This is a genomic window from Bradyrhizobium sp. WSM2793 (assembly GCF_000379585.1).
In the GTDB taxonomy this organism is placed as follows: Bacteria; Pseudomonadota; Alphaproteobacteria; order Rhizobiales; family Xanthobacteraceae; genus Bradyrhizobium.
This window is the reverse complement of the sequence record NZ_KB902802.1, coordinates 155,867-180,317: the sequence shown is the minus strand read 5'-3', so window position 1 is coordinate 180,317 and position 24,451 is coordinate 155,867. Positions and strand designations below refer to the sequence as shown.

Sequence of the window (24,451 nt, the reverse complement as noted above, 5' to 3'; positions counted from 1 at the left end):
TGCAAATTCGCGCACATGAACCGATCCTTTTTGGGGTGCGACAAAGTGCGCGGAAGCATAAAACGGAGCCACGCCGATGCCCCTCACGCCCGAGGTTCTGACAGCCAATCGTGAGGCCGTCGCCTGGCTGTTCAGCCTCGATGTCTCCTTCGCGCCCGACGAGGAGCCCTGGTTCACCATCGACGGCATCGAAAGCCCCCGGCAGGTCGGCAGTGACGGCTCCGGCGGCGCCTTCGTGCTGCTGCCGTCGCAGAACGTGCTCTACGTCTCATCGGAAGGCCGCGCGGGAATTATCGCCGATACGTTCGAGGCGTTCGTCCAGCTCGTCGTCGCCCGCCCCTATTGGCTCGACATCCTCAAGTTTTCCGGCGGCGGCGACCTCGCGGAGATGCGGCGTGCGGCGGAGGCGCTGGAGGCGACACTCGACGACGAGGACGAGATCAACGAGGCTCGCGAGGAAATCCGCATGAACCTCGCCCTGGGCGAGGCGGACGATCCCGTCGGCGCGCTCTACGAGGCGATCGCCGCTTCCGACGCCATCGTGCGGGCCACGGACGGCAGCCCGTTCACGACATTGTTCAACCGCTTCAGCATCGACAACAATCCGATGCTGCGCAACACGGCGGCGTGAGGCGGTTCGGCAGAGGCCTGAGCGCGCGCCGCGTCCTTCGAGACGACCACTTCGCGGTCTCCTCAGGATGAGGCTGATCGACTTCGGTGCCCGCTGGAGCGACGGCCGCGCACTCCGTCCTCATCCTGAGGAGCCCGCCAGCGGCGGGCGTCTCGAAGGATGGCCGCAAGACGCGCTACTTCGCCCACTCGCCCTTGCGGAATACCGGTACCTTGCTGCCATCGGGCAAGATGCCGTCGATATCGATCTCGGCCGAGCCGATCATCCAGTCGATATGGATCAGGCTCTGGTTGCCGCCTTGCGCGGCGATCTGCTGCGGGGTGAGCTGCGCGCCGTTGACGAAGCATTTCGAATAGCACTGGCCGAGCGCGATGTGGGACGCTGCGTTCTCGTCGAACAGCGTGTTGTAGAACAACAGCCCGCTCTGCGAGATCGGCGAGGAATGCGGCACCAACGCCACTTCGCCGAGGCGGCGGGCGCCCTCGTCGGTGTCGAGCACCTTGTTCAGCACCTCCGCGCCGCGCGAGGCTTTTGCATCGACGATCTTGCCGTCCTCGAAGCGCACCGCGATGTTGTCGATCAGCGTGCCCTGATAGGACAGCGGCTTCGAGCTCACGACATGGCCGTAGACGCGGCGGCAATGCGGCGTGGTGAAGACCTCTTCGGTCGGGATGTTGGCGTTGCAGCTGATGCCGTTCTTGGAGAGCGAGGCGCCGCCCTCCCATTCATGGCCGTCGGCAAGGCCAATGGTGAGGTCGACCCCCGGTCCGTTGTACTGGAGCGCACGGAAGCGCTGGCCGTTGAGCCAGTTGGTACGCTCGCGCAGCACCGCATTGTGGCTCGCCCAATTGCCCATCGCATCCTCGCGATCGACGCGCGAGGCCGCGAAGATCGCATCCGCGAGCTTGCCGATCGCAACGTCATCGGGATCATCAGGGAATACCTGCCTGGCCCAGGACGGGCTTGGGTAGGCGATGATGTTCCAGTTGGTGTCGAAATTGACGATCTTTTCCAGGGCGGGCTGATAGGCCATCGAGTTCGCCTTGCTGGCGCGCGCCACCTTGGAAGGATCCTCGCCCGACAGCAGCATCGGATTGTCGCCGACGATGGCGAGCCGCGCGGTGTTGTCGGAGAACGCCTTGGCCATGCCCTCGTAGAGCCAGCCGGCGGCACGATCGAAACTGCTGTCGTGACCGTGGCGGTAGCGCGCCAGCGTCATCTCCTCGTCCGACAGGATCGGTGTCACGATGCCGGCACCGGCCTTGTAGGCATGCACGGCGATCCGCCGCACCAGCGGCAGCGCGATCGCGGGCGCCGTCAGAAGCAGATCCTGTCCCGGCCGCAAGCCCAGGCCCACCTTCACCGCCACCTCGGCCAGCCGGTCGAGCTTCACGGGATCGATGGAAGTGGCGGAATTGCGGTGATCAGTCATGCGGGGCCCTCTGCCGAAGTCTGTCGTTCAATCTAAGTCTAGCATCGCGGGACGCAAGTGCGCGAGCACCTTGCGACATGGAGAAGATACGCAGTTTCACGCATTTTGGTTTTCAACGCGTTGCCGATTTCAGCACCCGGTCAACCATGGCGGGCGCGAGCCCGAGGTAATTTTTCGGTGAGGTGAGCGCCTCGATTGTGGCGCGATCGATGCGGCTCGATATCCGGGAGTCCACGGACAGCGCGTCGGCCAGGCTCATGCCCTTCTCGTTGGCCTGACGGCAGGCGTCATAGACCACGTCATGGGCCTCTTGCCGGCCGAGCTGCGGCGCGAGCCCCATCATGACCGCTTCGGCCACGATCAGGCCGCGGCTGATCGCGAGATTGTCGTTCATCTTCGCCTCGTCGACGATGAGACCTGCGAGTGCAAACTTCGCCTGGTGCAGCGCGCCGGCGGTCAGCACGAAGCTTTCGGGAATCGCCATCCATTCGGCGTGCCAGGGGCCCGTGGCGCGCTCGAAATCCTGTACCATGGCGTCGAGCATCAGGCCGGCGTGCTGGCGCACCGCCTTGGACGCCGCCAGCATCAGCTCCGACGAGATCGGGTTGCGCTTCTGCGGCATGGTCGAGGAGGCGCCGCGTCCCTTGACGAAAGGCTCATAGACCTCGGCGAACTCGGTCGAGGCCATGATCATGATGTCGAGCGCGATCTTGCCGAGCGAGCCGGTGACGAGCGCGAGGAAGTTCACGGCCTCCGCAAAGCCGTCGCGCGCGACGTGCCAGGTTGAGGCGGGAACGCCGAGCTTCAGCTCCGCACACAGCGCCTCCTGGACCTCAAAGCCCTTGTCGCCGAGCGAGGCCAGCGTGCCGGCGGCGCCGGCGAACTGGCCGACCAGCACGCGCGGCTTCAATTGCGCCAGCCGCTCGGCGTGGCGGTCGAACATGGCGAGCCAGATCGCGGTCTTGTAGCCGAAGGTCACCGGCAGCGCCTGCTGGAGATGGGTGCGGCCCGCCATCGGCGTGTCCCGATAACGCTTCGAGAGGTCGGCGAGGATACGGCGAAGTTCGGCGATGTCGCGCTCGACGATCCCGAGCGCGGCGCGCAGCTGCAGCACCACGGCGGTGTCCATGATGTCCTGCGTGGTCGCGCCCCAATGCACGTAGCGGCCGGCCTCGCCGCACTGCTTCACCATCTGATGCACCAGTGGGAGGATCGGATAGCCGACGATGTCGGTCTCCTGCCTGAGCAGATCGAAATCGAGCGCGGCGACGTCCGTCCGCGCCGCGATCTGCTCGGCCGCCTCCCGCGGGATCACGCCGCAATTCGCCTCGGCCTTTGCTAGCGCCACCTCGACCTCGGCATAGCGCGCCACCAGCGCGACGTCGGAGAACACCTCCCGCATCTCGGGCGTACCGAAGGCGTCGCGGAACAGCATGGAATCGAGCACGGTGGTGGAGGCAGGAAAAGCAGGCATCGGCGTTTCTTCGTGGTTGGTGTTTGTGTGGGCGACAACTTACGCAGGGCACACGGTCCGGCAAAGGACATTCGCGGCTCGTCGCACATTCGTCCCGCACGACGACATAAGGCGCACTCGCACGATCGCCCCTCATCCCTCAGGTGCCGGAGCGAAGCGGAGGCCTCGAAGGATGACGGGTCGATTGCGGAGGGAGATATCCGGTCAACACGTCACCCCCAGCGATCTGCCCCCAATCGCACGGCATGGCTGCCATCACGCGATCGCGATGAACCAAACGTCCCCTTCGGCAGACTCACAGTTTTCGACCCAAATTTTCATTTTGTCGTTTGCTGTCCCAATTCGTAATGAGGCCTGAGTTTCGACGTGCAGTTTCTGTTCCGGGATCACCTTCTCGATACCGACCGGCGCGAGCTGAGCCGCGAGCAGGTTCCCATTGCCGTGGAGCCACAGGTTTTCGATCTCGTTGTCCACCTGATGCAGAACCGCGACCGGGTGGTCAGCAAGGACGAGCTGATCGACAAGATCTGGCACGGGCGCAGCGTCTCCGAATCCACCTTGACCAGCCGGATCAACGCGGCGCGCAAGGCCGTCGGCGACAGTGGCGCGAACCAGGCCCTGATCCGCACCATCGCCCGCAAGGGCTTTCGCTTCGTCGGCGATGTCGAGGCCAAAGGTAGCACGATGGGTGGCGCGATCGCGCCGGAGCCTGGCTACGCCGCACGGGTGCAGCGCGCCGCACTCGCGCTTCCCGAGCGGCCCGCGATCGCCGTGCTGCCCTTCACCAATATGAGCGGCGCGGCCGAGCAGGATTATTTCTCCGACGGCATCAGCGAGGACATCATCACCGCGCTGTCGAAGCTGCGCTGGTTCTTCGTCATCGCGCGCAACTCCTCCTTCGTCTACAAGGGCCGCGCCGTGCACATCCGCGAGGTCGCGCAGGAGCTCGGGGTTCGCTACGTGGTCGAAGGCAGCGTGCGGCGGAGCGGCGAACGGGTGCGCATCTCGGCTCAACTCAACGACGTCTCGACCGGCAGCCATCTCTGGGCCGAGCGCTACGACCGCGAGCTCGCCGACATCTTCGCGGTGCAGGACGAGATCACCGAGGCGATCGTCGCCGCGATCGAGCCGCAGCTCTACGCCGCCGAAAGTTTTCGCGCCGAGCAGAAGCCGCCGGGCAGCCTGGATGCCTGGGACCTCGTGATGCGCGCGCTGTCGCATCACTGGCGCAGCACGCGCGAGGACAATGCCGCTGCGCAGGGGCTGCTCGAAAAGGCCGTCGCGATCGATCCCGCCTATGGCAAGGCGCTGGGCCTGCTCGCGACCAGCCATATCTTCGGCGCGCATATGGGCTGGGCCGACATGGCCGCGACAGTGCCGATCGCCGAACGCGCGGCGCTCGCGGCGGTGGAGGCCGATCGCGAGGATGCCTGGGCCCATCACGGCCTTGCCTACACCTACCTGTTCCGCCGCCGCTTCGACGACGCGCTCGCGGAGTTCGAGCTGGCGCTGACGCTCAACCCGAACTTCGCGATGGCGCATGCCTTTTACGGTGTGACGCTGTGCTACGCCGGACGATGGCAAGAGGGCGATGCCGCCGCACGTCGCGCACTGCGGCTGAGCCCGCGCGATCCGCTCGCAGCGATCTATTGCGGGGTTGCGGCCTATGCCCGGTTCGTCGGCCGCGACTATGACGGAGCCATGCAGATGGCGCGGGAATCGATGCGACAGCGCGGCGATTTCGTCGGCGCGCACCGTGTCTTGACGGCGGCGGCCGGAATGTCAGGAAATCCGGCGCTCGCAGCGTCCGCCCTGGAAGGCCTGCGCCGCGCCCAGCCCGAGGTCTCGCTCGGCTGGATCACGCGCGAGCTGCCGATGCTGCGGGATGAGGATCGTGCGCATTATCTCGAAGGATTGCGGCGCGCCGGAATGACGTGACGATGCGCGCGGACATTCTCCCATCGCAAGCCGCCTCGCGGGCTCGGCGCTAGTCGTCGTCGGGCCCGAACAACCTGATCTGCGGGAACCCGCCGCGCGGCCGGCTGGCGTAATCACGCACATCGGAATCTTCGCGGATGTTGCGCGCGACGTCGTCCCAATCAGTGCGGTCGCGCAAGCCGCGCTGCTCGCGGGAATCGTAGTGGCGGCGCTCGGTCCAGCGCTCGCGGCGCTCCATCCGGCGCCGCTCGGACGCAGCGCGCTTCGCGTCGGAGTCCCTCGCCTTGGCATAGGCGTTCTCGGGTGAAGAGGCCGGCTCGGTCGAGGCCTGCTGCTCAGCCGGCTTTGCGGCTTGCGGAGGCGATGCGATTGCTGACCTCGACTGTTCCTTGGACTGTTCCTTGGGCGGCTCAACCGCGGCCGCTTGCGAAGGCGGCGGCGCCGGCGGTCCGGCATTCGCCTGAGTGGTCTGCGTGTCGGGCTTTACAGCTTCCGGCTTCGCTTCGGCTTGCGCCGGCGCGGCAATCATTGCGCCGAAGGCTTGCGAGCCGGTGAGATAATTGACGCGTTCCGACGGCGCGCTCGTCTGTGCCGGCGCGCCCGCGGACTCCGCGCGCTGCGCCATCTTGCTGGTGTCCGGGCCCTGTTTGGACGCGACCGGATTCATGATGTTGCCGGCAACGATGCCGCCGCCCAGACCAATGGCAATGGCCGCGACAATGGTTCCGGCACCGACGAAATAAGCTGTCGTGGCGCGCATTAACCCACTCCCTGTTTGGAGCGAGCAACGCCGTGGGATTACCGGATGTTCCTGATGGCGAGCGGTTCCTGGGAAGGAACGCCGCGTCAGATCTGCTGCGCGACTTTTTCGAGCCCGATGAGGCGGGCGAGCTTGCGCACTTCTTCCTTCTGATCGTCACGCAGCTGGAACAGCAGCGGCATTGCGGCCGACTTCAGTTGCTGGACCTCGTCGCAGTTCGGATCGATCTGCGCGCTGGGTGGCGCGTTGGGATTGGAGAGCTTGTTGGCCGAGATCTTGCGGACAACGTTGCGCAACGCAGTCTCGACCGAGGGCCAGTAATATTCCTGCGACGAGGACAGCTTCAGGCGATCCCTGATGCCGGAAATCTGTGCGTCGGACAGCAGGGTGTAATGTTTCTGCGGCTGCGGCTTGGCGACAACCTTCGGCTTGGCCGGAACTTCGACGGCAGGAACTTCAGCCGCCGCGGGCGCTTCGGACAGGCTCGACGCCTTGGGCATCGGGAAATCGGATGGCGTGGCGGCGGCAAAGGCCTGGCGCAGCGGCTCGGCCAGCACGGGTGCCCGCGAAAGCCTGTCGGCCGGCACCTGGACCGGCTCGATCGCGGCCGAAGCCAGGGCCAGGGTCGGAACCAGACGGTCGGCCTTTGCGGCGCGGTTGGTGGCGAGCGGCTTGGCCGGGGGCGTCTGCGCAATCATCTCTTCGCTGACGCTGGGCACGCTGTCCCGACCAAGAATGGCGGTGGTGGCGGCGCCCAGGACGAGGAAACAGGTCAGCACAACGATGGTGATGGCTTTGGACAAACGTCTCTCCGCGCCCAACTTCAAGTCCACGTGATCACTGCCCGACAACTGGGCGATAATTAAGGCTTAACCGTGCCATCGCGGCGGCAATCGCGCGGACTGCGGCGACATCGCCCGGAAAATTCAAGGAAATCAGGCAGCTGCCGAAAGGTCGTAGGCGTCCTGGATATCGGCGACGATCTCCGAGGCCTCCCATACCGCGCGCGGCTCGACCGATTGCAGCGTCACCGTCCAGTTGCCGCCCCGACGGGTGCGGGGGACGCCGACGATGTCGAAACGGACGTTGCGGCACAGCGGGTGTCGCGCCAGGGCATGAGCGACGCGGACGCGGATTTCGTCCAGCGAAGCCGCTGTCTTGCTGTTGAGAAAATCGAAGTCCATCGCCTGTCCCTCTCGGCCCTGATTGGCGGCCGTGAGGGGATTCTTGGCCGGCGATGGTTAATCTGCCGTTAAATAAGGGGGGCGGAGGAGCCCGGGATTAACCGTGACCCACACCGTCGTGGCCGGGCTCGACGGGCTGCGCCTACGGCCCGCCCGCCGCACGATATTCGGCGAGCGTCCGCGCAACCAGCTCATCGACCGCCGGCACGTCCGTCACCCCCGAGGTCGAGTGCCCGCCGCTCCAGATGTCGCGCCAGCGCTTTGGCCGGCTCTCGCGCGCGGCAACGTCGATATCCTCAGCGATGTCGATCGCCCCGCGTGCCGGGAGATCGTCGGGATCGAGGCCGGCGGCCACGATCGACGGCCTCAGCATGCTGGTCTGCAGACCCGTGAACGCAGTGGTGAGCAAAATGTCGTCGGCGCAGCTCTCGATCAGCATCCGCTTGTAGCGATCGTCCGCCATGCTCTCGCGCGTCGCGATGAATTTCGTGCCCATATAGGCGAGATCGCAGCCGAGCACTTCGGTCGCGTGCAGCGCATGGCCATCGCTGATGCCGCCGGCGAGCACGACGATGCCGTCGTAGAATGCGCGCACCGCGCGGACGAAGGCAAACGGGTTGAGCCAGCCGGTCTGCCCGCCCGCGCCCGCCGTGAGCAGCACGAGCCCATCGGCACCTGCCTCCGCCGCCCGTTCGGCGTGGCGGATGGAGGCGACGTCCGCCAGCACCAGCGCACCGGCGTCATGCAGCGGCTTCAGCACGGGCGCTGGCGAGCCGACCGAGGTGATGACGATCTCCGGCCTGTGCCGCAGCAGCACGGCGAGATCCTGCGCCAGCCTTGCATTGGAGCGGTGCACGATCAGGTTCGGGCAGAGCGGCGCGACCTTGCGGCCGGTTTGGTCTTCGTGCTGCCGCAGCCGCATCGCGATCGCGGAGAGCCATTCATCGAGCTGCTCCGTGCTGCGGCAATTCGCGGTGGGGAAGCTGCCGATCACGCCGTTGCGGCAGGCCGCGACCATGAGCTCGACGCCCGACACCAGGAACATCGGCGCTGCGATCAGCGGCAGAGCGAGACGATCGCCGAAGCGTTGCAGTCGATCTGATGGCACGCAAATCTCCTCGTCACGCTTGCCTCCCGTGCGGGCTTTGTCGTTTCCTCCCGCAGTCTCTGTGCTAGCGTCATCGGCAACATTGGCACGCCAGAAGCCGGTGACAAAGCAACGAGGAAACATATGTCAGATCCGCTCCACGCATCGTCCCCGACTTGTGCGCAGACGCTACGGGCGCTGTCGCGCTATCCCGGCCGCACTGCTTTCGCATGGCCCGAGGGATCGCTGAGCTTTCAGGGCACTATCGACCTGATCGGACGCATCCAGGGCGTGTTCATGCGGCTTGGCCTGCAACCCGGTGCGCGCGTCGCTTTCCTCACCGCGAACCGCGCTGACACCTGGTGCGCCGGCGTCGCCGCGCAATTGTCGCGGCTCTGCATCACCTGGCTGCATCCGCTGGGATCGCTGGAGGACCAGCTGTTCCAGCTCGAGGACTCCGAGGCCGAGATGCTGGTGGTCGATGCGGCCGCCTTCCGCGACCGCGGCGGCGAGCTTTCCGCAAGGGCGACCCGGCTGAAGGCGATCTTCACGACGGGACCAGCCGGCTACGGTGTCAATCTGCTGGCGGCCATCGAGAGCGCGGGACACGCCAGCGCGCAGTGCCTCGCCGGCCTCGACGATCTCTCCACGCTGAACTACACCGGCGGCACCACCGGCAAATCCAAGGGCGCGCTGCGCTATCACCGCGAGAATGCCGGAGCAGCCGCCGCGATCCTCGCCGATTTCGAGATCCCCGACGCCGCCCGCTACCTTACGGTCGCCCCGATCAGCCATGTCGCCGGCACGAAAGTGCTGCCGACCCTGATGCGTGGAGGCACCGTGCACATGCTGAAGGGATTCGATCCCGAGGCCGTGCTGACCACGATCGCGCGCGAGCGCATCAACTTCACGCTGTTCGTGCCGACCATGATTTACGTGCTGCTCGACCATCCTGCGCTTGATAAGACCGACCTGTCCTCGCTTGAGCTCGTGCTCTACGGGGCGTCGGCGATGTCGCCGAGCCGGCTGGTCGAGGGCATCGAGCGCATCGGACCGGTGTTCTCGCAGCTTTACGGGCAGACCGAATGCTATCCGGTCTCGGTGCTGCGCAAGGCGGATCACGATCTCAACGCACCCGAGCTATTCCTGTCCTGCGGCTTCCCGATCGCGGCCTGCGAGGTCAGGATCCTCGATGACGACGACCAGGAGGTGAAGACCGGCGAGGCCGGCGAGATCTGCGTGCGCGCCCCGCATGTGATGGCGGAATACTGGAAGCGGCCCGACATCACCGCCGAGACGCTGAAGAACGGCTGGGTCCACACCGGCGACATCGCGCGCAAGGACGAACGCGGCTACATGTTCATCCTCGACCGCAAGAAGGACATGATCGTGTCCGGCGGCTTCAACATCTTTCCGCGCGAGGTCGAGGATGTGCTGTCGCAGCACGCCGACGTCGCCATGGTCGCGGTCGTCGGCGTCCCTGACGAGAAATGGGGCGAGGCCGTCACCGCCATCGTCGTGCCGCGCGAGGGCGCAAGGCCCGATCCGGACGAGTTGATCAACCTCGTGAAAACGCGAAAAGGCTCGGCGCATGCGCCCAAGCAGATTCAGTTCGTCAAGCAGCTGCCGATGACCGGCGTCGGCAAGGTCGACAAGAAGGTGCTGCGCGCCGGGTTTTGGAGCGGGCGGGACCGGATGGTGGGGTAAAACCCCGGGATTTTACGGTATCGTTGTGGCTCCGGCACCACAACGCGCGACGGAGTGCACGCCGGCGAGCCCCGCGCGATTGCCGGCGAATCAGGGAATCACCTAGACCGCTGATGGGGCTGGGAAGCGGAGTAAGACATGCGAGTCGCTTCCCTGGAAAGTGCAGTCGCCGCGGTCACGTTGATCACGGCTATCATCGTGGTGCTGTGGGAGATCAAGATCTTCTACGGAATGTGAACTGGCAGGATGCTCTGGTCGACACGACCAAACATCCCTTCCGCGGCGGCGGAAGCCTGCCGTTCATTCGGAAGGAGCCATCGCGGCCCCGCCGTCACGCTTGCCGCTTCTCGATCACCAGGCTCTGCACCGCGCGGCCGAAATAGCCTTGCCGGTCCGCCAGCCGCGACATCGCGAGCCCCGCGCCGTCGGGGCCGATCCAGGAGTCGCCGTCGAGCAGAATCCAATCACCTATGGGCTGGCGCGAAAAGTTCACGGTGAGATCGGCGTTGATGTAGGTCCAGGCGCGGAAGTCGAGCGTCGAGGCGGTGCCGTTGGAGAAATCGGCGGCGACCACGGCACGCATGGCCTGTGAGATTGCTTCGCCGGCAATCAGCGGATGGTCGACGCGAAACCAGATCGCGCCGGCGCCGGCCTGGCCGAAGCGGCCGCGCGCGGCGCGCATCGAGACCGAACGCACGAACGGGCTGGTGGCGGCGTGGCCATCCTCGGCCAGCGAGTCCTCCGGCATGGGCAGCGTCACCGGCAGCGCCTTGACGTCGTCGGGCAACGACAGCGCCTGGCGCCTGATCTTGAGCACGGTGGCGCCGACGACCTGCACACCGTCGGCGAGCAGCTTGATTTCGCAGAGCTGAATCTTGCGGCCCTCACGCAAGACCTCAGTCTCAATCGTCAGCGGCGCCACCGGCACCGGGCGCATGAGATCGATGGTGACGCGCGCGATATCCATCGGAGCAGGCGTCGGAATGCGCTCGGCCGCCCATGTCACCAGCGACGCCGGTGCCGAGCCGTGCTGCATGCGCCGGTCCCAGGGACCGGCGGCATCCGGGCTGGTGACGACGCTGTTGCCGTCGACGCGGTAGATGGGGGGCATCGCTCAAATCTCTGTTGGCTTGGACAATCGGAATTCAGCAAAAAGTGTCGTCCCTGCGAAAGCAGGGACCCATAACCCCAGGAAGAAGTTTTGACGCGAGACTTACTACGAGTCTTCGCCAAACTTCTCCCTGTGGTGATGGGTCCCGGATCTGCGCTTCGCTTGTCCGGGACGACGGATGAGGGATTCGCGCGCCACGATAACTGCCGCCTACAACGGCGGATCGATCGCCTCGTCGTATTCCTTCTTGAAGCGCGCGATCAATTCGGCGGCGGGCAGGATGGCCTCGACGCTGCCGATGCCCTGGCCCGAGCCCCAGATTTCCTTCCAGGCCTTCGGCTTGGCGCGCTCGCCGGAAGCGTCGGTCCCGAAATTCATCTTGGAGGGATCGGAGGTCGGCAGGTTTTCCGGATCCATGCCGGCGGCGAGGATCGAGGGTTTCAGATAATTGCCGTGCACGCCGGTGAAGAGGTTGGAATAGACGATGTCGTCGGCGGTCGATCCCGCGATCATCTCCTTGTACTTCTCCACCGCGTTGGCTTCCTTGGTCGCGATGAAGGCCGAACCGATATAGGCGAAGTCGGCCCCCAAGATGCGCGCGGCGCGGATCGCCTTGCCGTTGCCGATCGCCCCCGACAGCGCGATCGGGCCATCGAACCATTTTCGTGTCTCGGCGACGAAAGCCAGCGGCGAAATGGTGCCGGCATGGCCGCCGGCGCCGGCCGCGACCAGGATCAGGCCATCGGCGCCCTTCTCGATCGCCTTGTGGGCGAATTTCTGGTTGATCACGTCGTGGAAGACAATGCCGCCCCAGCCGTGCACGGCCTGGTTCAGCTCCTCGCGCGCGCCGAGCGAGGAGATGATCATCGGCACCTTGTACTTGGCGCAGAGCTGCATGTCGTGATCGAGCCGGTTGTTCGACTTGTGCACGATCTGGTTGACCGCAAACGGCGCCGACGGCTTGTCGGGATGGGCGCGGTCATAGGCCGCGAGCTCCTCGGTGATCCGCGCCAGCCATTCGTCGAGCAGCTCCGGCGGCCGCGCGTTCAGCGACGGAAACGAGCCGACCACCCCCGCCTTGCACTGCGCGATCACCAGATCGGGCACCGAGATGATGAAGAGCGGCGAGCCGATCACGGGGATCGACAGGCGTCCTTTGAACAAGGCAGGCATGGACATTGCGGGACGATCCTCTGTTGGCAAGTCAATGGAAGGTTGACCGCCATACCAACAAGGCAATCTTTCCACTGTCAAGTATTGCGTTTTGTCGCCGTGGCGGATGCCTGGGCAGCAATTTCCAAGCAGCGGAATTCCTTCCCATCTTCTCCGTCATTGCAAGCGCAGCGAAGCAATCCAGGCTGTCTCCGCGGAGGTCCTCTGGATTGCTTCGTCGCAAGAGCTCCTCGCAATGACGAGGCGAGAGTTTGCGGATGACGGCCGCCTACCCGATCAGATCCGGATTGATCAGCCGCTCGAACGAGAACATCTCGTCCCACTTCTCCTGCGTCAGCAGCTTGCGCTCGACCACCACGATCTGATGCAGCGACTTGCCGCTCTTGTAGCCCTCGCGCGCGATCTCGGCGCATTGCTTGTAGCCGAGCAGCGGCTTCAGCACCGTGACGATGCCGAGCGAGTTGAGCACCATGTTGCGGGTGTGCTCCTCGTTGGCGGTGATGCCGACCACGCAATTCTCGCGCAGGCTGTTGACCGCGCGCTCCATGGTGCGAATCGAGAAGAACAGCGCAAACGAGATCACCGGCTCCATCACGTTGAGCTGGAGCTGGCCGGCGGATGCCGCGAGCGTCACCGTGGTGTCGAGCCCGATGACAAGGAAGCTGGTCTGATTGACGACCTCGGGGATCACAGGATTGACCTTGCCCGGCATGATCGAGGAGCCCGGCTGCAGCTGCGGCAGGTTGATCTCGTTGAAGCCGGCACGCGGCCCGGAGGCGAGCAGGCGGATGTCGTTGCAGATCTTGGTCAGCTTGCTCGCGGTGCGCTTCAACACGCCCGAAAGCTGCACATAGGCGCCGGTGTCCGAGGTCGCCTCGACGAGATCGCCGGCGAGGATGAAGTCGACGCCGGTCAGCGCGCTGAGGTGCCGGACCGCGAGCTTGGGATAGCCGACCGCAGCGGTGACGGAGGTGCCGATCGCGGTGGCGCCGAGATTGATCTCGCGCAGCAGCGCACGCGCTTCCGAGATGCGGTCGACCTCCTCGCCGATCGTGGTGCCCCAGCCCCGGAATTCGGCCCCGAGCGACATCGGCACGGCATCCTGCAGATGCGTGCGGCCCATCTTCAGCACACGGTCGAACTCGCGACCCTTGGCGAAGAAAGCTTCCTGGAGCTGACGCAGCGCGGTCATGTAGCTCTCGAGCCGCAGGATCAGCGCGAGACGAAAGGCGGTCGGATAGGTGTCGTTGGTCGACTGACCGTAATTGACGTGATCGTTCGGGCTGACGTGCTGATAGTCGCCCTTGCCGAAGCCGAGCGATTCCAGCGCGAGGTTCGCGATCACCTCGTTGGCGTTCATGTTGGTGGAGGTGCCGGCGCCGCCCTGGATGAAGTCGGTGACGAACTGGTCCATCATGTCGCCGGCGATGACGCGATCGCAGCCGAGGATGATCGCGTCCGCGACCTTGGCATCGATCGCGCCGAGATCGCGATTGGCCATGGCGGCTGCCTTCTTGACGTAACCGAGCGCCTTCACGAAGTAAGGCTCCTGGTTCATCGGAATGCCGGTGATGTGGAAGTTTTCCTTACCCCGGATGGTCTGGACGCCGTAATAGATGTCGTCGGCGATCTCACGCTGTCCGAGGAAGTCCTGCTCCGTACGGCTCATGGGCGCTCCTTGTTGCTGCGCGACGTCCTTTAGTTCTGGCACAGCGCGCTGGTCACGAAAGTATCGGTGCGGCAGTCGTCCGGCTTGCGAGCCCTGCCGGGAATCAGGACCTTGGCCGAGCATTTTTCCGCGGAGTCGGCATTCAGGCTCTTGCCGTCCTTGTAACCCTTGCTCTGGCAGAGCTGGTCGGCGGCCTGCTTGCAATCGGGCGCGCCGTTGGACGAGGCCGGACAGGCCACCCGGCCCGACACCATGGTCGAGGGCTTCGCCAGCCGCGACAGATCGTTCATGGTCTCGCTCGGGCTTTTGATCGGCGGCAGGATCGAGGGCAGCTTGTCGAACAGCTTGCCCATTTCATTGATCAGCCCGGGATTTTCCGCTGCCGCCGGCGGCGCCGATGGAGCGGGTGTCGATGGCTGAGGCGTGGCCTGCGGCCCCTGCTCCTGCAAGCCAAGCGCCGGCGGAGCGGATTGCGGCCATCCGGTCCCGGCGGCACCGAGCAGGACCAGCAGCACTGCTGATATCAGCGTCCCGAGCCGCAAGGCCGGATTGCCGGATCGAACCATCATGGCGGCAACCGTAGCCGAACCCGGCCCGGCGGCAAAGCGCGGGTTACCAAGTGAGCATGATCTTTTCGGAAAACCGCTTCACACTTTTCCGGATCATGCTCTAGATCAGCTTGATCGCCACCACGAAGCCGAGCACCAGCAGCGCAGCACCGATCGCCACCCACAATCCAAGACGCTCTTCAAGCTTGTGCCGGATCCAGTCGCCATAACGGTTGAGCAGGATCGCAACGACGAAGAAGCGTCCGCCGCGCGCGACGATCGAGCAGATCGTGAACAACAGAATGTTGTAGCCGGCAAAGCCCGAGGTGATCGTGACGAGCTTGTAGGGGATCGGCGTCAAACCCTTGAGCAGGATGATCACCGCGCCCCACTCCGCATAGGAGGCACGGAAGGCGTCGACCTTGTCGCCGAGGCCGTAGACCTGGATCAGCCAATGACCGACCGAGTCGAACAGCAGCGCGCCGATGGCGTAGCCCAGAATGCCGCCGAGCACCGAGGTGATGGTGCAAACGGCCGCGTAGAGCCAGGCGCGCTGCGGGCGCGCCAGCGACATCGGGATCAGCATCACATCCGGCGGCACCGGAAAGAAGGAGCTTTCGGCGAAAGACACCGCTCCCATGATCCAGAGCGCGTAGGGCTTGTGAGCGGCGTCGATGCACCAGTCGTAGATACGTTTCAGCATGGCGCCGCGATGAAGCACCATGGGGCGGATTTGTCCATGCCGAGATTGAGGCGAATTATGACGTTTCGAGCATGATCCGGAAAAGTGTGCGGCGGTTTTCCGGAAAGATCATGCTCAAACAAGAGGCTAAAGCGCGATGAACCATTCACCGCGATCCCATCGCGCTTTAGTGGCGCTTGCGCGCGGCACGCCCCTCGAGCGCGACAATTGGCCGCCTGGCGGCCACGCGCGGTGACGCGACTTTAGGCAGCTTCATCGACGATTTCGGCAGCTTCTCGGCGATGCCGAGCATGTCTTCCCGCCGCGCCATCTCGCGCCAGACGTCCTCGGGACGCACGCCCGCAGAGGCCCAGAGCACGGTGAGATTGTACAGGAGATCGGCGCTTTCCCGGATCACGGCGTCGGCGTCGCCATTGACGGCGTCGATCACGACCTCGATGGCCTCTTCGGCGAGCTTCTTTGCCATTTTCGAGGGCCCGCGCTGAAACAGCCGGGCCGTACGCGATGTTGCCGGATCAAGATCCCTGGCCGCGAGCACAGCCAGATATAGCCGCTCAAGCGAATCACTCATGGTACTCAAAACTACTCTAAACAAATGGCGGGCGTGTTAACGCGCGGCAATAAAAGCAAAAAACAGGCCGGCGCAGCAAGCGCGACGGCCTGTCATGGTGAACTCCAGCTGCCAGAGCTAGTAGCAGTTCTGGTAGTAACCCTGGCCGCAGAACTCGGACGGAGCGGTGCCGCCATAGCGCTGATATTGGAAGTTCGGGCCTGGACCATAATAGGGCCCGTAGGCAGGGCCGCTGTAATAGGCGGGACCGCCGTAATAGCCATAGCCCGGACCGTAGTCATAGGCGTAGGAGTCACGGGTCGCGGCGATGGCAAGACCGGTGCCGATGGCCGCGAAAGCCGCAGCTGCGGCCGCGCCGCCTCCACCACCATGCCAGTGACGGCCGCCTGCATAGGACGCGGTCGGGGCAAGCGCGGTCAGCGCCAGCACCGCGGCGGTGGCCAGAACGGCCTTTCGGCCCGCAAACTTGGAGAATCGCTCGAACATGTCTTGGGCCCTCCTTGGGACCTGGAATGGACGCCTGCGGACAGGCTCATGCCTTTCAAACCCGCACAGCCTAAGTTGGGTTCCCCAACCCCAACACAAGCTGAACGGGGTTGCGTAATCGTGCCGCAACCGCCGCTCATCTGCCGTTCATGTTGGCGCGGAGAGACTGGCCGCAGCCGGGCGCCGCGAAGCGTCACGAAACCATAACAATGCGGAACCGGCGCAATCGATGTCAGGATTCAAGACGACCGCCCTCCGTTGCCTGCTGGCTCTCTCGATCTCGCTTGCAACGCTCGTTGCACGCGATGTCAGTGCGGCCGAGACCGCTGCGCCGTCCGTTGCGATTCACTTCACCTTCGACCGCCCGTTGGACGCGAGCATGGCGCCGTTCTTCCTTGCGGCGAAGGACGGCAGGTTTAGCGCCGAACGTCTCAACGTGTCCTTCAACAGTGCAGCCGGATCGCCGGAGGCGCTCGCACGCGTCGCCAAAGGCGACAGCGAGCTTGCGCTGGTCGACATCAACGAGCTGATCCGCCTTCGCGACAAGGAGGACTCGGCGCCGGTCAAGGCGGCGTTCGTGCTGTTCAACCGCGCGCCCTACGCGATCGTCGCGCGCAGGAGCCGCGGCATCCACCTCTTGCCCGATCTCGACGGCAAGACCGTCGGCGTTGCCGACGGCGATCTGTCGATGCGGCTGTGGCCGGCGCTGGCGCAGCAGAACGGCATCAAGGCATCGCGCGTCAAATTCCACAAGATTGGCGCTGCTGTCCGCGAGCCGATCCTGTCCGCGGGACAGGTCGATGCCGTCGCAGGCTTCAACTATCTCTCCGCGGTGAACCTGCGCGACCGCGGCGTGCCCGGCGCCGATCTCGTCGTGCTGCGTTATGCCGACTATGGCTGCGAGGCCTATGGCTTCGCTGTGGTGGTCAATCCCGCCTTCGCCGCGGCGAAGCCGGACGCCGTGAAGGGCTTCGTCCGCGCCTTGATCGCCGGCATCAATGCGACCATCAAGGAGCCGGCACGCGCGGCGGACGAGGCCGCGGGCCGCATCGACGACGGCGACCGCGACCTGGAGCTGGAGCGCCTGCGCACCGTCCTCGTCGACAACATCCTGACCGATGAGGTCAAGCGCAACGGCCTCGGCGGCGTCGAGCCGGCGCGCCTGGAGCGCTCGATCGACCAGATCGCGCAGGACTTCAAATTCCGCAAACGGCCCACGGCTGGCGACATCTTCGACGACCGGTTCCTGCCGCCGGTGGCGGGGCGGCTGATCAACTAAGAAAAACTGACAGCTTCCGCTATATCTCCCGCGCGATCCCTGCTTAAAATACGGGCTCCGTTATCCGCTTGAGTTCGTCGCCCGCATGCCCATCCTCCGTCTCTATACCCGCGTTCTCGAGCTGCTCGGCAAGGAGGCGCGGCTGGGCTGGCTGCTTGCGGTCGCCAACCTCCTGCTGGCGGGCTCGCAGTTCGCCGAGCCCGTGCTGTTCGGGCGGATCGTCGACGTGCTGTCGGGCAAGACCGTGGCCGGGTCGAGCTCGGCCTGGCCGTTCCTGGTAGCCTGGGTCGCGTTCGGGCTGTTCACCATTCTCTGCAGCGCGCTCGTGGCCTTGCAGGCCGACCGGCTCTCGCACCGCCAGCGCCAGGCGGTGCTGACCGATTATTTCGAGCACATCCTGCAATTGCCGCTGACCTTCCACTCCGGAACCCATTCGGGCCGGCTGATGAAGGTGATGCTCAACGGCACCGACGCCTTGTGGCGGCTGTGGCTCGGCTTCTTCCGCGAGCACTTTGCCGCGATCCTCTCGGTCGTGGTGCTGCTGCCGCTGTCGCTCTACCTGAACTGGCGATTGGCGATCCTGCTGTTCGTGCTCTGCATCGTCTTCACGGCACTGACGACCTTCGTGGTGCGCAAGACCTTCGGCATGCAGATGGCGGTCGAGGAGCAATATAGCGAGCTGTCCGCGCGCGCCTCCGATGCGCTCGGCAATGTCGCGCTGGTGCAGAGCTTCGTCCGCGTCGAATCCGAGGTGAAGGGACTGCGCTCCGTCGCCGACGAGCTGCTCGCCGCGCAAATGCCGGTGCTGTCGTGGTGGGCGCTCGTCACCGTCATCACGCGCGCCTCCACCACCATCACCGTGCTCGCAATCTTCACGCTCGGCATCGCGCTGCACGACCAGGGGCTCACCTCCGTCGGCGAGATCGTGATGTTCGTGAGCTTTGCGACGCTGCTGATCCAGAAGCTCGAGCAGGTGGTGAGCTTCATCAACAACGTGTTCATGGAAGCGCCCCGCCTGCGCGAGTTCTTCAATGTGCTCGACGCCGTGCCCGCGGTGCACGACCGGCCCGACGCGATCGACGCCGGCAGGCTGTCCGGTCTCGTCGAGTTCAACGACGTCACCTTTTCCTATGACGGCAAGCGGCCGGCGATCGAGGACCTCACCTTCACCGCACTGCCCGGCCAGACCATCGCGCTGGTCGGCCCCACCGGCGCCGGCAAATCCACCGCGATCGCGCTGTTGCATCGCGCCTTCGACCCGCAGTCGGGTTTCATCAAGATCGACGGCATGGACGTGCGCGGCGTCACGCTGACCTCGCTGCGCAGGAATATCGGCGTCGTGTTCCAGGAGGCGCTGCTGTTCAACCGCTCGATCGAGGAGAATCTGCGCGTCGGCAAGCCGGACGCGACCGAGGCCGAGATGCGCAAGGCGGCCGAGCGGGCGCAGGCGCTCGATTTCATCGAGCGCAGTGGCGGCTTCGAGACCAATGCCGGCGAGCGCGGCCGCATGCTGTCCGGCGGCGAGCGGCAGCGGCTGTCGATCGCCCGCGCGCTGTTGAAGGACCCGCCGATCCTGATCCTGGACGAGGCGACCTCCGCGCTCGACGCCGTCACCGAGGCCAAGGTGAATGCCGCTCTCGACGAAGTGATGAAGGGCCGCACCACCTTCGTGATCGCCCACCGCCTCTCCACCATCCGCAACGCCACGCGGATCCTGGTGTTCGAGAACGGACGGGTGATCGAAAGCGGAACTTTCGATGAACTGGTGGCCAAGAGCGGCCATTTCGCCGAGCTCGCCAGGGCCCAGTTCATGGTCCACGAGACCACACGGGCCAGTGTGACAGCCGCTGAGGCTGCTGCGACTGCTGCCAAATCCCCGTAGCAAGTCCCCACAGGATCGTCGAAATTCGGCCTATTTCATTGCGGAATACCCCGCTCAAGCCCCTGTTCTCGACGCACCAGCCGGTATAGGTTTGCGGCGCCGCAAGCGGCGGCGCTGGATTTCAGAACCGACACTCAGATCACGAGCACCGCCTGGAACTGGCGGGTCTCCAAGGACCGGAATCGGATAGTGCACGCCCTACGCCCGCTGCTTCGCAAATCCCTGTTCAACCTGTTCGCTGCGAGCCTCGCATGTGCCGCGCTGCTTGCGCCGCGCGCAGCGAGCGCCGAAGCGCTGCTGCTGATCGAGGCCGACAGTGGCAAGGTGTTGCAGGCCGAGAACGCGACCATTCCCTGGTATCCGGCCTCCGTCACCAAGATCATGACAGCCTATGTGACGTTGAGGGCGGTCAAGGACGGCAGGCTGACGCTCGACACGCTGCTCACGGTTTCGCCGACGGCGGCCTCGCAGTCGCCCTCGAAGATGGGGTTCCGTCCGGGAACGCAGCTCACCGTCGACAACGCGCTGAAGATGATGATGGTCAAGTCGGCGAACGACATGGCCGTGGTGCTCGCCGAAGGCGTCGGCGGTTCGATCGACGGTTTCTCCGCGATGATGAACGACACCGCGAAGAAGCTCGGCATGACGCAGACCAGCTACGTCAATCCGAACGGCCTGCCCGCCGACGGCCAGATCACGTCGGCGCGCGACCTCGGCATCCTCGCCCGCTCGTTCCTGCGCGACCTGCCGGAATACGAATACTTCGTGCATATCCCGGCGATCCGCTTCGGCAAGCGCACCACCGGCAATTTCAACAAGCTGATCGGCCGCTATCCTGGCGCCGACGGTTTCAAGACCGGCTTCATCTGCGCCTCCGGCTACAATCTCGTCGCCTCGGCCACGCGCAATGGCCGCCGGCTGATCGCGGTGGTGCTCGGCGCCAATTCCGGCACCGCGCGCGCGGTGAAGGCGGCGCAGCTGCTGGAGCGCGGCTTCGGCCAGGACAATCTGACGTGGCTGCGCCCCTCGCTCGGCACGGTCGATAACCTCGTGCCGGTCGACGCCTCGCCGCCGAACCTGCGCGACGAGATGTGCGGCGGCCATCGCAAGCGGCCGGCCAGCGACGACGACGATGCGCTGATTGCGGCCAATGGCGCGACGTCCGGATCGGCCTCGGCCACCGGCGGCGAAGCCCAGGTGACCTTCTTCACCGCCGGCCTCCAGCCGCCCCTGATGAAGGCCTCCGAGCTGATGGCCTCGGCTCCGGCGGCGACTGAGCCCGTGCTGGTCTATACCGGCCCGACCCGCACCGGCACCGCCCTGATCGCGGCGGTGGCGGCCGATGCCGACCAGCAGACGGCGTCCAAGCCGCGTGGCAAGAAGTCGCGCGTGGCCAAGAAGCCTGACGCGGCCGACAAGCCGAAGGACGCGGGCAAGGACGCCGCGAAGGACACCAAGACGGCGGCCGTGAAGCCTGTTGCCAAGCCGGCTGAGGCCAAGAAAAACGATAAGAGCGACGCCAAGAACGACGCCAAGACTGCGGCTAAGCCGGCCGCGCCCAAGCATGCCGCCGCCAAGCACGATGCGGCGGCAAAACCCGCCGAGAAGCCTGCGGCAAGCAGCGAACCGAAGCCCGCCAAGCCCAAGGCCGCAACCAAGCCCGCGGCCAAGCCGGCCAACAACAGTTAACGGACCGCCGAACCGGGCCCCCCGCGCTTCGCACCTGCGGCAGCGCGGTATCGACGATTCCAGTAGCCACTTCCTGACCTATGTCTTAAGCCTCGACGACTTGCCACCCGTTCCGGCAGGCTCGATACTGGCGGCAATGAGGCAAGCCCGAGACACAACGGGCTCTGGTAGATGAGGGGAGTTTTCCATGGAGCGCATCTGGCTCAAGCAATATCCGCCCGGCGTGCCCGCCGATATCGAGCCGACCCAATACGCATCGCTGGTCGATCTGCTGGAGGAGAGCTTCACCAAGTTCGCCGACCGCAAGGCGTTCATCTGCATGGACAAGTCCATCAGCTACCGCGACCTCGACCAGATGTCGGTCGCGCTCGGCGCCTATTTGCAGGGCCGCGGACTGCAGCGCGGCGCCCGCGTCGCCATCATGATGCCGAACGTGCTGCAATATCCGATCGCGACCGCCGCGGTGCTGCGCGCCGGCTTCGCGGTGGTCAACGTCAATCCGCTCTACACGCCGCGTGAGCTCGAGCACCAGCTCAAGGATTCCGGCGCCGAAGCCATCATCGTGCTGGAGAATTTCGCCCACACCGTCGAGCAGGTGATCGCCAAGACGCAGGTCAAGCACGTCATCGTCGGCAGCATGGGCGATCTGCTCGGCTTCAAGGGCGTGATCGTCAATCTCGTCGTCCGCCGCGTCAAGAAGATGGTACCGGCATGGTCGCTGCCGGGCTCGGTCTCTTTCAACGATGCGGTGTCGGCCGGCCGCGGCATGACCTTCAACAAGCCAAAACTCTCGCCGGGCGACGTCGCGTTCCTGCAATATACCGGCGGCACCACCGGCGTCTCCAAGGGCGCCACCCTGCTCCACCGCAACATCGTCGCCAACGTCCTGCAGAACGACGCCTGGCTGCAGCCGGCGCTCGCCGCGCCGCCGCATGTCGACCAGCTCATGATCGTCTGCGCGCTGCCGCTCTATCACATTTTCGCGCTGACGGCCTGCTACCTGCTCGCGGTGCGCGCCGGCGGCTGCAATCTCCTGATCCCCAACCCGCGCGACATCGCCGGCTTCGTCAAGGAGCTGGCAAAATACCAGGTCAACAGCTTCCCGGCCGTGAACACGCTCTACAACGGCCTGATGCACCACCCTGATTTCAAGAAGCTCGACTTCTCCAAGCTGAAGATCTCCAACGGCGGCGGCATGGCGGTGCAGCGCCCCGTGGCCGATCAATGGAAGGCGATCACCGGCTGCTTCATCGCCGAGGGTTACGGCCTGTCGGAGACTTCGCCGACGCTGACCTGCAATCCGGCAACGGCAACCGAGTTCACGGGGACGATCGGCATTCCCGTGCCGTCAACCTACATCTCGATCCGCGACGACGACGGCAACGAAGTGCCGCTCGGCCAGGCCGGCGAGATCTGTGCCAAGGGTCCGCAGGTGATGTCGGGCTACTGGAACAGGCCCGAGGAGACCGCGAAGGTGATGACCGCGGACGGCTATTTCCGTACCGGCGACATCGGCATCATGGACGAGAAGGGCTACACCAAGATCGTCGACCGCAAGAAGGACATGATCCTGGTCTCAGGCTTCAACGTCTATCCCAACGAGATCGAGGAAGTGATCGCGAGCCATCCGGGTGTGCTCGAATGCGCCGTGATCGGCATCCCCGATTCCAAGTCGGGCGAAGCGGTGAAGGCTTTCGTGGTGAAGAAGGATCAAAACCTCACTGCCGAGGCCGTGATCAAATTCTGTCACGAGCAGCTCACCGGCTACAAGGTGCCCAAGCACATCGAATTCCGCAGCGACCTGCCCAAGACCAATGTCGGCAAGATCCTGCGACGCGAACTGCGCGACGAGAAGAAAGCTCAGGCGGCGTAAGCGCGTCTGCGGTTCATGACTGTCGTCGACGATATCGCGCCATCAGGCATTCTCGCCTTCTGGCGCGAGGCCGGCCGCGAGCGCTGGTACAAGCGCAACGACGCCTTCGATGCCGAGGTCAGGCGCCGCTTCCTTGCTTTGTGGCAGAAGGCGGTCGCCGGCGAGCTCGCGTCATGGGAGGCAAGCGATGACGGCGCACTCGCGCTGGTCATCGTGCTCGACCAATTCCCCCGCAACATGTTCCGCGGCACGCCCCAGGCCTTTGCCAGCGATGCCCAGGCGCGCGACGTCGCCCGCCGGGCGATCGATCGCGGGGTCGATGGCAGGATCGATCCGGTCCTGCTCGAATTCCTTTATTTGCCCTTCATGCATTCCGAGCACCTGCCCGACCAGCTGCGTTGCGTCGCGCTGTTTCAGAACACCGAGAATGCCGAAAACCTGAAATACGCCCGGGAGCACGCCGACATCATCCAGCGGTTCGGCCGGTTTCCCCACCGCAACCGCCTGCTCGGCCGCGACAGCACCGAGGAAGAGCAGGCCTTTCTCGACAAGGGCGGCTTCGCCGGCTGATGACATCACGGTGAAGGGGGGCCACCCTCAGCGCTTCGCCCGCCGGCAATATTGTGCAGGCCCGCCGCACGGTCTAATAAGCGGGATCGATATTCAGGGAGACCGACAATGGCGATCCAGACTGGCGACAAGCTGCCCGAGGCGAAATTCCGCGTGATGACGGCGGAAGGCCCGCAAGTGAAGACCACCGACGATATCTTCAAGGGCAAGAAGGTGGCGCTGTTCGCGGTGCCCGGCGCTTATACCGGCACCTGCCACAAGATGCATCTGCCGAGCATCTTCCTCAACGCCTATGCCCTGAAGGACAAGGGCGTCGACAGCATCGCCATCGTCTCCGTCAACGACGCCTTCGTCATGAACGCCTGGAAGCGCGACACCGACCAGCGCGACGAGGCCATCTTCCTCGCTGACGGCAACGCCGATTTCACCAAGGCGATCGGCATGGAGCTGGACGCCTCCGCCAACGGCCTCGGCATCCGCTCCAAGCGCTATTCGATGCTGGTCGAGGACGGCGTGGTCAAGAAGCTCAACCTCGAGGCGATGCCCGGCAAGGTCGAGGTCTCCGGCGGCGATACGCTGCTGGGGCAGCTCTGAGCCGCGGCGAAAGTGCCGTAGTGCCGTAGGGTGGGCAAAGCGAAGCGTGCCCACCGACTTCCCATGAGAGAAAGGTGGTGGGCACGGCGC

The 24,451-nt window shown here is 65.0% G+C and carries 22 protein-coding genes; 9 read left to right on the top strand and 13 right to left on the bottom strand.

Features of this window, described 5'->3' with window-relative positions:
• Window positions 1-76: 76 nt before the first annotated feature.
• Window positions 77-631, top strand: a complete 555-nt coding sequence (locus tag A3AS_RS0130745) for a hypothetical protein (protein WP_026202534.1) — start codon at window positions 77-79, stop codon at window positions 629-631.
• 175 nt (window positions 632-806) lie between these two features.
• Here the strand turns inward: A3AS_RS0130745 and A3AS_RS0130740 are convergent, their stop codons facing one another.
• Complete coding sequence (locus A3AS_RS0130740) at window positions 807-2,063, bottom strand: aminopeptidase (RefSeq protein WP_018321335.1); 1,257 nt, start codon at window positions 2,061-2,063, stop codon at window positions 807-809.
• A gap of 112 nt (window positions 2,064-2,175) precedes the next feature.
• Entirely contained in the window at window positions 2,176-3,537 is a 1,362-nt protein-coding gene (pcaB, locus tag A3AS_RS0130735) for a 3-carboxy-cis,cis-muconate cycloisomerase (RefSeq protein WP_018321334.1), read from the bottom strand.
• 366 nt (window positions 3,538-3,903) lie between these two features.
• On the opposite strand from pcaB, the gene A3AS_RS0130730 reads away from it, so the two are divergent.
• A complete protein-coding gene (locus tag A3AS_RS0130730) occupies window positions 3,904-5,475 on the top strand; it encodes a winged helix-turn-helix domain-containing protein (protein WP_018321333.1) in 1,572 nt (523 codons plus the stop codon).
• Between the two features lie 49 nt (window positions 5,476-5,524).
• On the opposite strand, the gene A3AS_RS0130725 is transcribed toward A3AS_RS0130730, so the two are convergent.
• The 4 genes from A3AS_RS0130725 to A3AS_RS0130710 form a co-directional block, all read right to left on the bottom strand.
• Window positions 5,525-6,235, bottom strand: coding sequence for a hypothetical protein (locus A3AS_RS0130725; RefSeq protein WP_018321332.1), 711 nt, complete (start codon window positions 6,233-6,235; stop codon window positions 5,525-5,527).
• Window positions 6,236-6,321: 86 nt separating this feature from the next.
• Complete coding sequence (locus tag A3AS_RS0130720; protein ID WP_018321331.1) at window positions 6,322-7,038, bottom strand: hypothetical protein; 717 nt, start codon at window positions 7,036-7,038, stop codon at window positions 6,322-6,324.
• Between the two features lie 132 nt (window positions 7,039-7,170).
• Window positions 7,171-7,419 (bottom strand): hypothetical protein, encoded by a 249-nt coding sequence (locus A3AS_RS0130715; protein ID WP_018321330.1) that lies wholly within the window; start codon window positions 7,417-7,419, stop codon window positions 7,171-7,173.
• Between the two features lie 142 nt (window positions 7,420-7,561).
• A complete protein-coding gene (locus tag A3AS_RS0130710) occupies window positions 7,562-8,527 on the bottom strand; it encodes a nitronate monooxygenase family protein (RefSeq protein WP_026202533.1) in 966 nt (321 codons plus the stop codon).
• 123 nt (window positions 8,528-8,650) lie between these two features.
• On the opposite strand from A3AS_RS0130710, the gene A3AS_RS0130705 reads away from it, so the two are divergent.
• The gene (locus A3AS_RS0130705; RefSeq protein WP_018321328.1) at window positions 8,651-10,213 is read left to right on the top strand and encodes an AMP-binding protein; all 1,563 of its coding nucleotides are present in this window, start codon (window positions 8,651-8,653) and stop codon (window positions 10,211-10,213) included.
• Between the two features lie 331 nt (window positions 10,214-10,544).
• On the opposite strand, the gene A3AS_RS0130695 is transcribed toward A3AS_RS0130705, so the two are convergent.
• The 7 genes from A3AS_RS0130695 to A3AS_RS0130665 all read right to left on the bottom strand — a co-directional run bounded on the left by A3AS_RS0130695 (window position 10,545) and on the right by A3AS_RS0130665 (window position 16,474).
• On the bottom strand, window positions 10,545-11,324 hold the full coding sequence (locus A3AS_RS0130695) for a thioesterase family protein (protein ID WP_018321326.1): 780 nt from the start codon (window positions 11,322-11,324) through the stop codon (window positions 10,545-10,547).
• A gap of 210 nt (window positions 11,325-11,534) precedes the next feature.
• On the bottom strand, window positions 11,535-12,503 hold the full coding sequence (locus A3AS_RS0130690; protein WP_018321325.1) for a nitronate monooxygenase family protein: 969 nt from the start codon (window positions 12,501-12,503) through the stop codon (window positions 11,535-11,537).
• A gap of 262 nt (window positions 12,504-12,765) precedes the next feature.
• Window positions 12,766-14,166 carry an aspartate ammonia-lyase gene (locus A3AS_RS0130685; protein WP_018321324.1) on the bottom strand — a complete coding sequence of 467 codons (1,401 nt, stop codon included), beginning with the start codon at window positions 14,164-14,166 and terminating at the stop codon, window positions 12,766-12,768.
• Window positions 14,167-14,195: 29 nt separating this feature from the next.
• On the bottom strand, window positions 14,196-14,735 hold the full coding sequence (locus A3AS_RS0130680) for a hypothetical protein (RefSeq protein WP_018321323.1): 540 nt from the start codon (window positions 14,733-14,735) through the stop codon (window positions 14,196-14,198).
• A 100-nt stretch (window positions 14,736-14,835) separates the two neighbouring features.
• Window positions 14,836-15,438, bottom strand: coding sequence for a YqaA family protein (locus A3AS_RS0130675; RefSeq protein WP_018321322.1), 603 nt, complete (start codon window positions 15,436-15,438; stop codon window positions 14,836-14,838).
• Between the two features lie 145 nt (window positions 15,439-15,583).
• Entirely contained in the window at window positions 15,584-15,988 is a 405-nt protein-coding gene (gene hisE / locus A3AS_RS0130670; RefSeq protein ID WP_018321321.1) for a phosphoribosyl-ATP diphosphatase, read from the bottom strand.
• Window positions 15,989-16,105: 117 nt separating this feature from the next.
• Window positions 16,106-16,474 (bottom strand): hypothetical protein, encoded by a 369-nt coding sequence (locus A3AS_RS0130665; RefSeq protein ID WP_018321320.1) that lies wholly within the window; start codon window positions 16,472-16,474, stop codon window positions 16,106-16,108.
• Between the two features lie 229 nt (window positions 16,475-16,703).
• Here A3AS_RS0130665 and A3AS_RS0130660 point away from each other — a divergent pair, with 229 nt between their 5' ends.
• From A3AS_RS0130660 to A3AS_RS0130635, 6 genes are all read left to right on the top strand, one after another.
• Window positions 16,704-17,753: an ABC transporter substrate-binding protein gene (locus tag A3AS_RS0130660; RefSeq protein WP_018321319.1), complete on the top strand. Its 1,050-nt coding sequence runs from the start codon at window positions 16,704-16,706 to the stop codon at window positions 17,751-17,753.
• An 85-nt stretch (window positions 17,754-17,838) separates the two neighbouring features.
• Entirely contained in the window at window positions 17,839-19,635 is a 1,797-nt protein-coding gene (locus tag A3AS_RS0130655; protein WP_018321318.1) for a glucan ABC transporter ATP-binding protein/ permease, read from the top strand.
• A gap of 189 nt (window positions 19,636-19,824) precedes the next feature.
• Entirely contained in the window at window positions 19,825-21,324 is a 1,500-nt protein-coding gene (locus tag A3AS_RS0130650) for a D-alanyl-D-alanine carboxypeptidase family protein (protein WP_018321317.1), read from the top strand.
• Window positions 21,325-21,511: 187 nt separating this feature from the next.
• On the top strand, window positions 21,512-23,197 hold the full coding sequence (locus tag A3AS_RS0130645) for a long-chain fatty acid--CoA ligase (protein WP_018321316.1): 1,686 nt from the start codon (window positions 21,512-21,514) through the stop codon (window positions 23,195-23,197).
• Between the two features lie 15 nt (window positions 23,198-23,212).
• Window positions 23,213-23,767 (top strand): DUF924 family protein, encoded by a 555-nt coding sequence (locus tag A3AS_RS0130640; RefSeq protein ID WP_018321315.1) that lies wholly within the window; start codon window positions 23,213-23,215, stop codon window positions 23,765-23,767.
• A 108-nt stretch (window positions 23,768-23,875) separates the two neighbouring features.
• Entirely contained in the window at window positions 23,876-24,361 is a 486-nt protein-coding gene (locus A3AS_RS0130635) for a peroxiredoxin (protein ID WP_018321314.1), read from the top strand.
• The last annotated feature ends 90 nt before the right edge of the window (window positions 24,362-24,451 follow it).

Excerpts from the sequence above, each read along its gene's own strand:
- A3AS_RS0130680 (WP_018321323.1), bottom strand. The coding sequence starts at position 14,735 with ATGATGGTTCGATCCGGCAATCCGGCCTTGCGGCTCGGGACGCTGATA.
- A3AS_RS0130655 (WP_018321318.1), top strand. The coding sequence starts at position 17,839 with ATGCCCATCCTCCGTCTCTATACCCGCGTTCTCGAGCTGCTCGGCAAG.
- A3AS_RS0130715 (WP_018321330.1), bottom strand. The coding sequence starts at position 7,419 with ATGGACTTCGATTTTCTCAACAGCAAGACAGCGGCTTCGCTGGACGAA.
- A3AS_RS0130725 (WP_018321332.1), bottom strand. The coding sequence starts at position 6,235 with ATGCGCGCCACGACAGCTTATTTCGTCGGTGCCGGAACCATTGTCGCG.
- A3AS_RS0130745 (WP_026202534.1), top strand. The coding sequence starts at position 77 with ATGCCCCTCACGCCCGAGGTTCTGACAGCCAATCGTGAGGCCGTCGCC.
- pcaB (WP_018321334.1), bottom strand. The coding sequence starts at position 3,537 with ATGCCTGCTTTTCCTGCCTCCACCACCGTGCTCGATTCCATGCTGTTC.
- A3AS_RS0130695 (WP_018321326.1), bottom strand. The coding sequence starts at position 11,324 with ATGCCCCCCATCTACCGCGTCGACGGCAACAGCGTCGTCACCAGCCCG.
- A3AS_RS0130740 (WP_018321335.1), bottom strand. The coding sequence starts at position 2,063 with ATGACTGATCACCGCAATTCCGCCACTTCCATCGATCCCGTGAAGCTC.
- A3AS_RS0130665 (WP_018321320.1), bottom strand. The coding sequence starts at position 16,474 with ATGTTCGAGCGATTCTCCAAGTTTGCGGGCCGAAAGGCCGTTCTGGCC.
- A3AS_RS0130685 (WP_018321324.1), bottom strand. The coding sequence starts at position 14,166 with ATGAGCCGTACGGAGCAGGACTTCCTCGGACAGCGTGAGATCGCCGAC.
- A3AS_RS0130705 (WP_018321328.1), top strand. The coding sequence starts at position 8,651 with ATGTCAGATCCGCTCCACGCATCGTCCCCGACTTGTGCGCAGACGCTA.
- A3AS_RS0130645 (WP_018321316.1), top strand. The coding sequence starts at position 21,512 with ATGGAGCGCATCTGGCTCAAGCAATATCCGCCCGGCGTGCCCGCCGAT.
- A3AS_RS0130660 (WP_018321319.1), top strand. The coding sequence starts at position 16,704 with ATGTCAGGATTCAAGACGACCGCCCTCCGTTGCCTGCTGGCTCTCTCG.
- A3AS_RS0130675 (WP_018321322.1), bottom strand. The coding sequence starts at position 15,438 with ATGGTGCTTCATCGCGGCGCCATGCTGAAACGTATCTACGACTGGTGC.
- hisE (WP_018321321.1), bottom strand. The coding sequence starts at position 15,988 with ATGAGTGATTCGCTTGAGCGGCTATATCTGGCTGTGCTCGCGGCCAGG.
- A3AS_RS0130640 (WP_018321315.1), top strand. The coding sequence starts at position 23,213 with ATGACTGTCGTCGACGATATCGCGCCATCAGGCATTCTCGCCTTCTGG.
- A3AS_RS0130690 (WP_018321325.1), bottom strand. The coding sequence starts at position 12,503 with ATGTCCATGCCTGCCTTGTTCAAAGGACGCCTGTCGATCCCCGTGATC.
- A3AS_RS0130635 (WP_018321314.1), top strand. The coding sequence starts at position 23,876 with ATGGCGATCCAGACTGGCGACAAGCTGCCCGAGGCGAAATTCCGCGTG.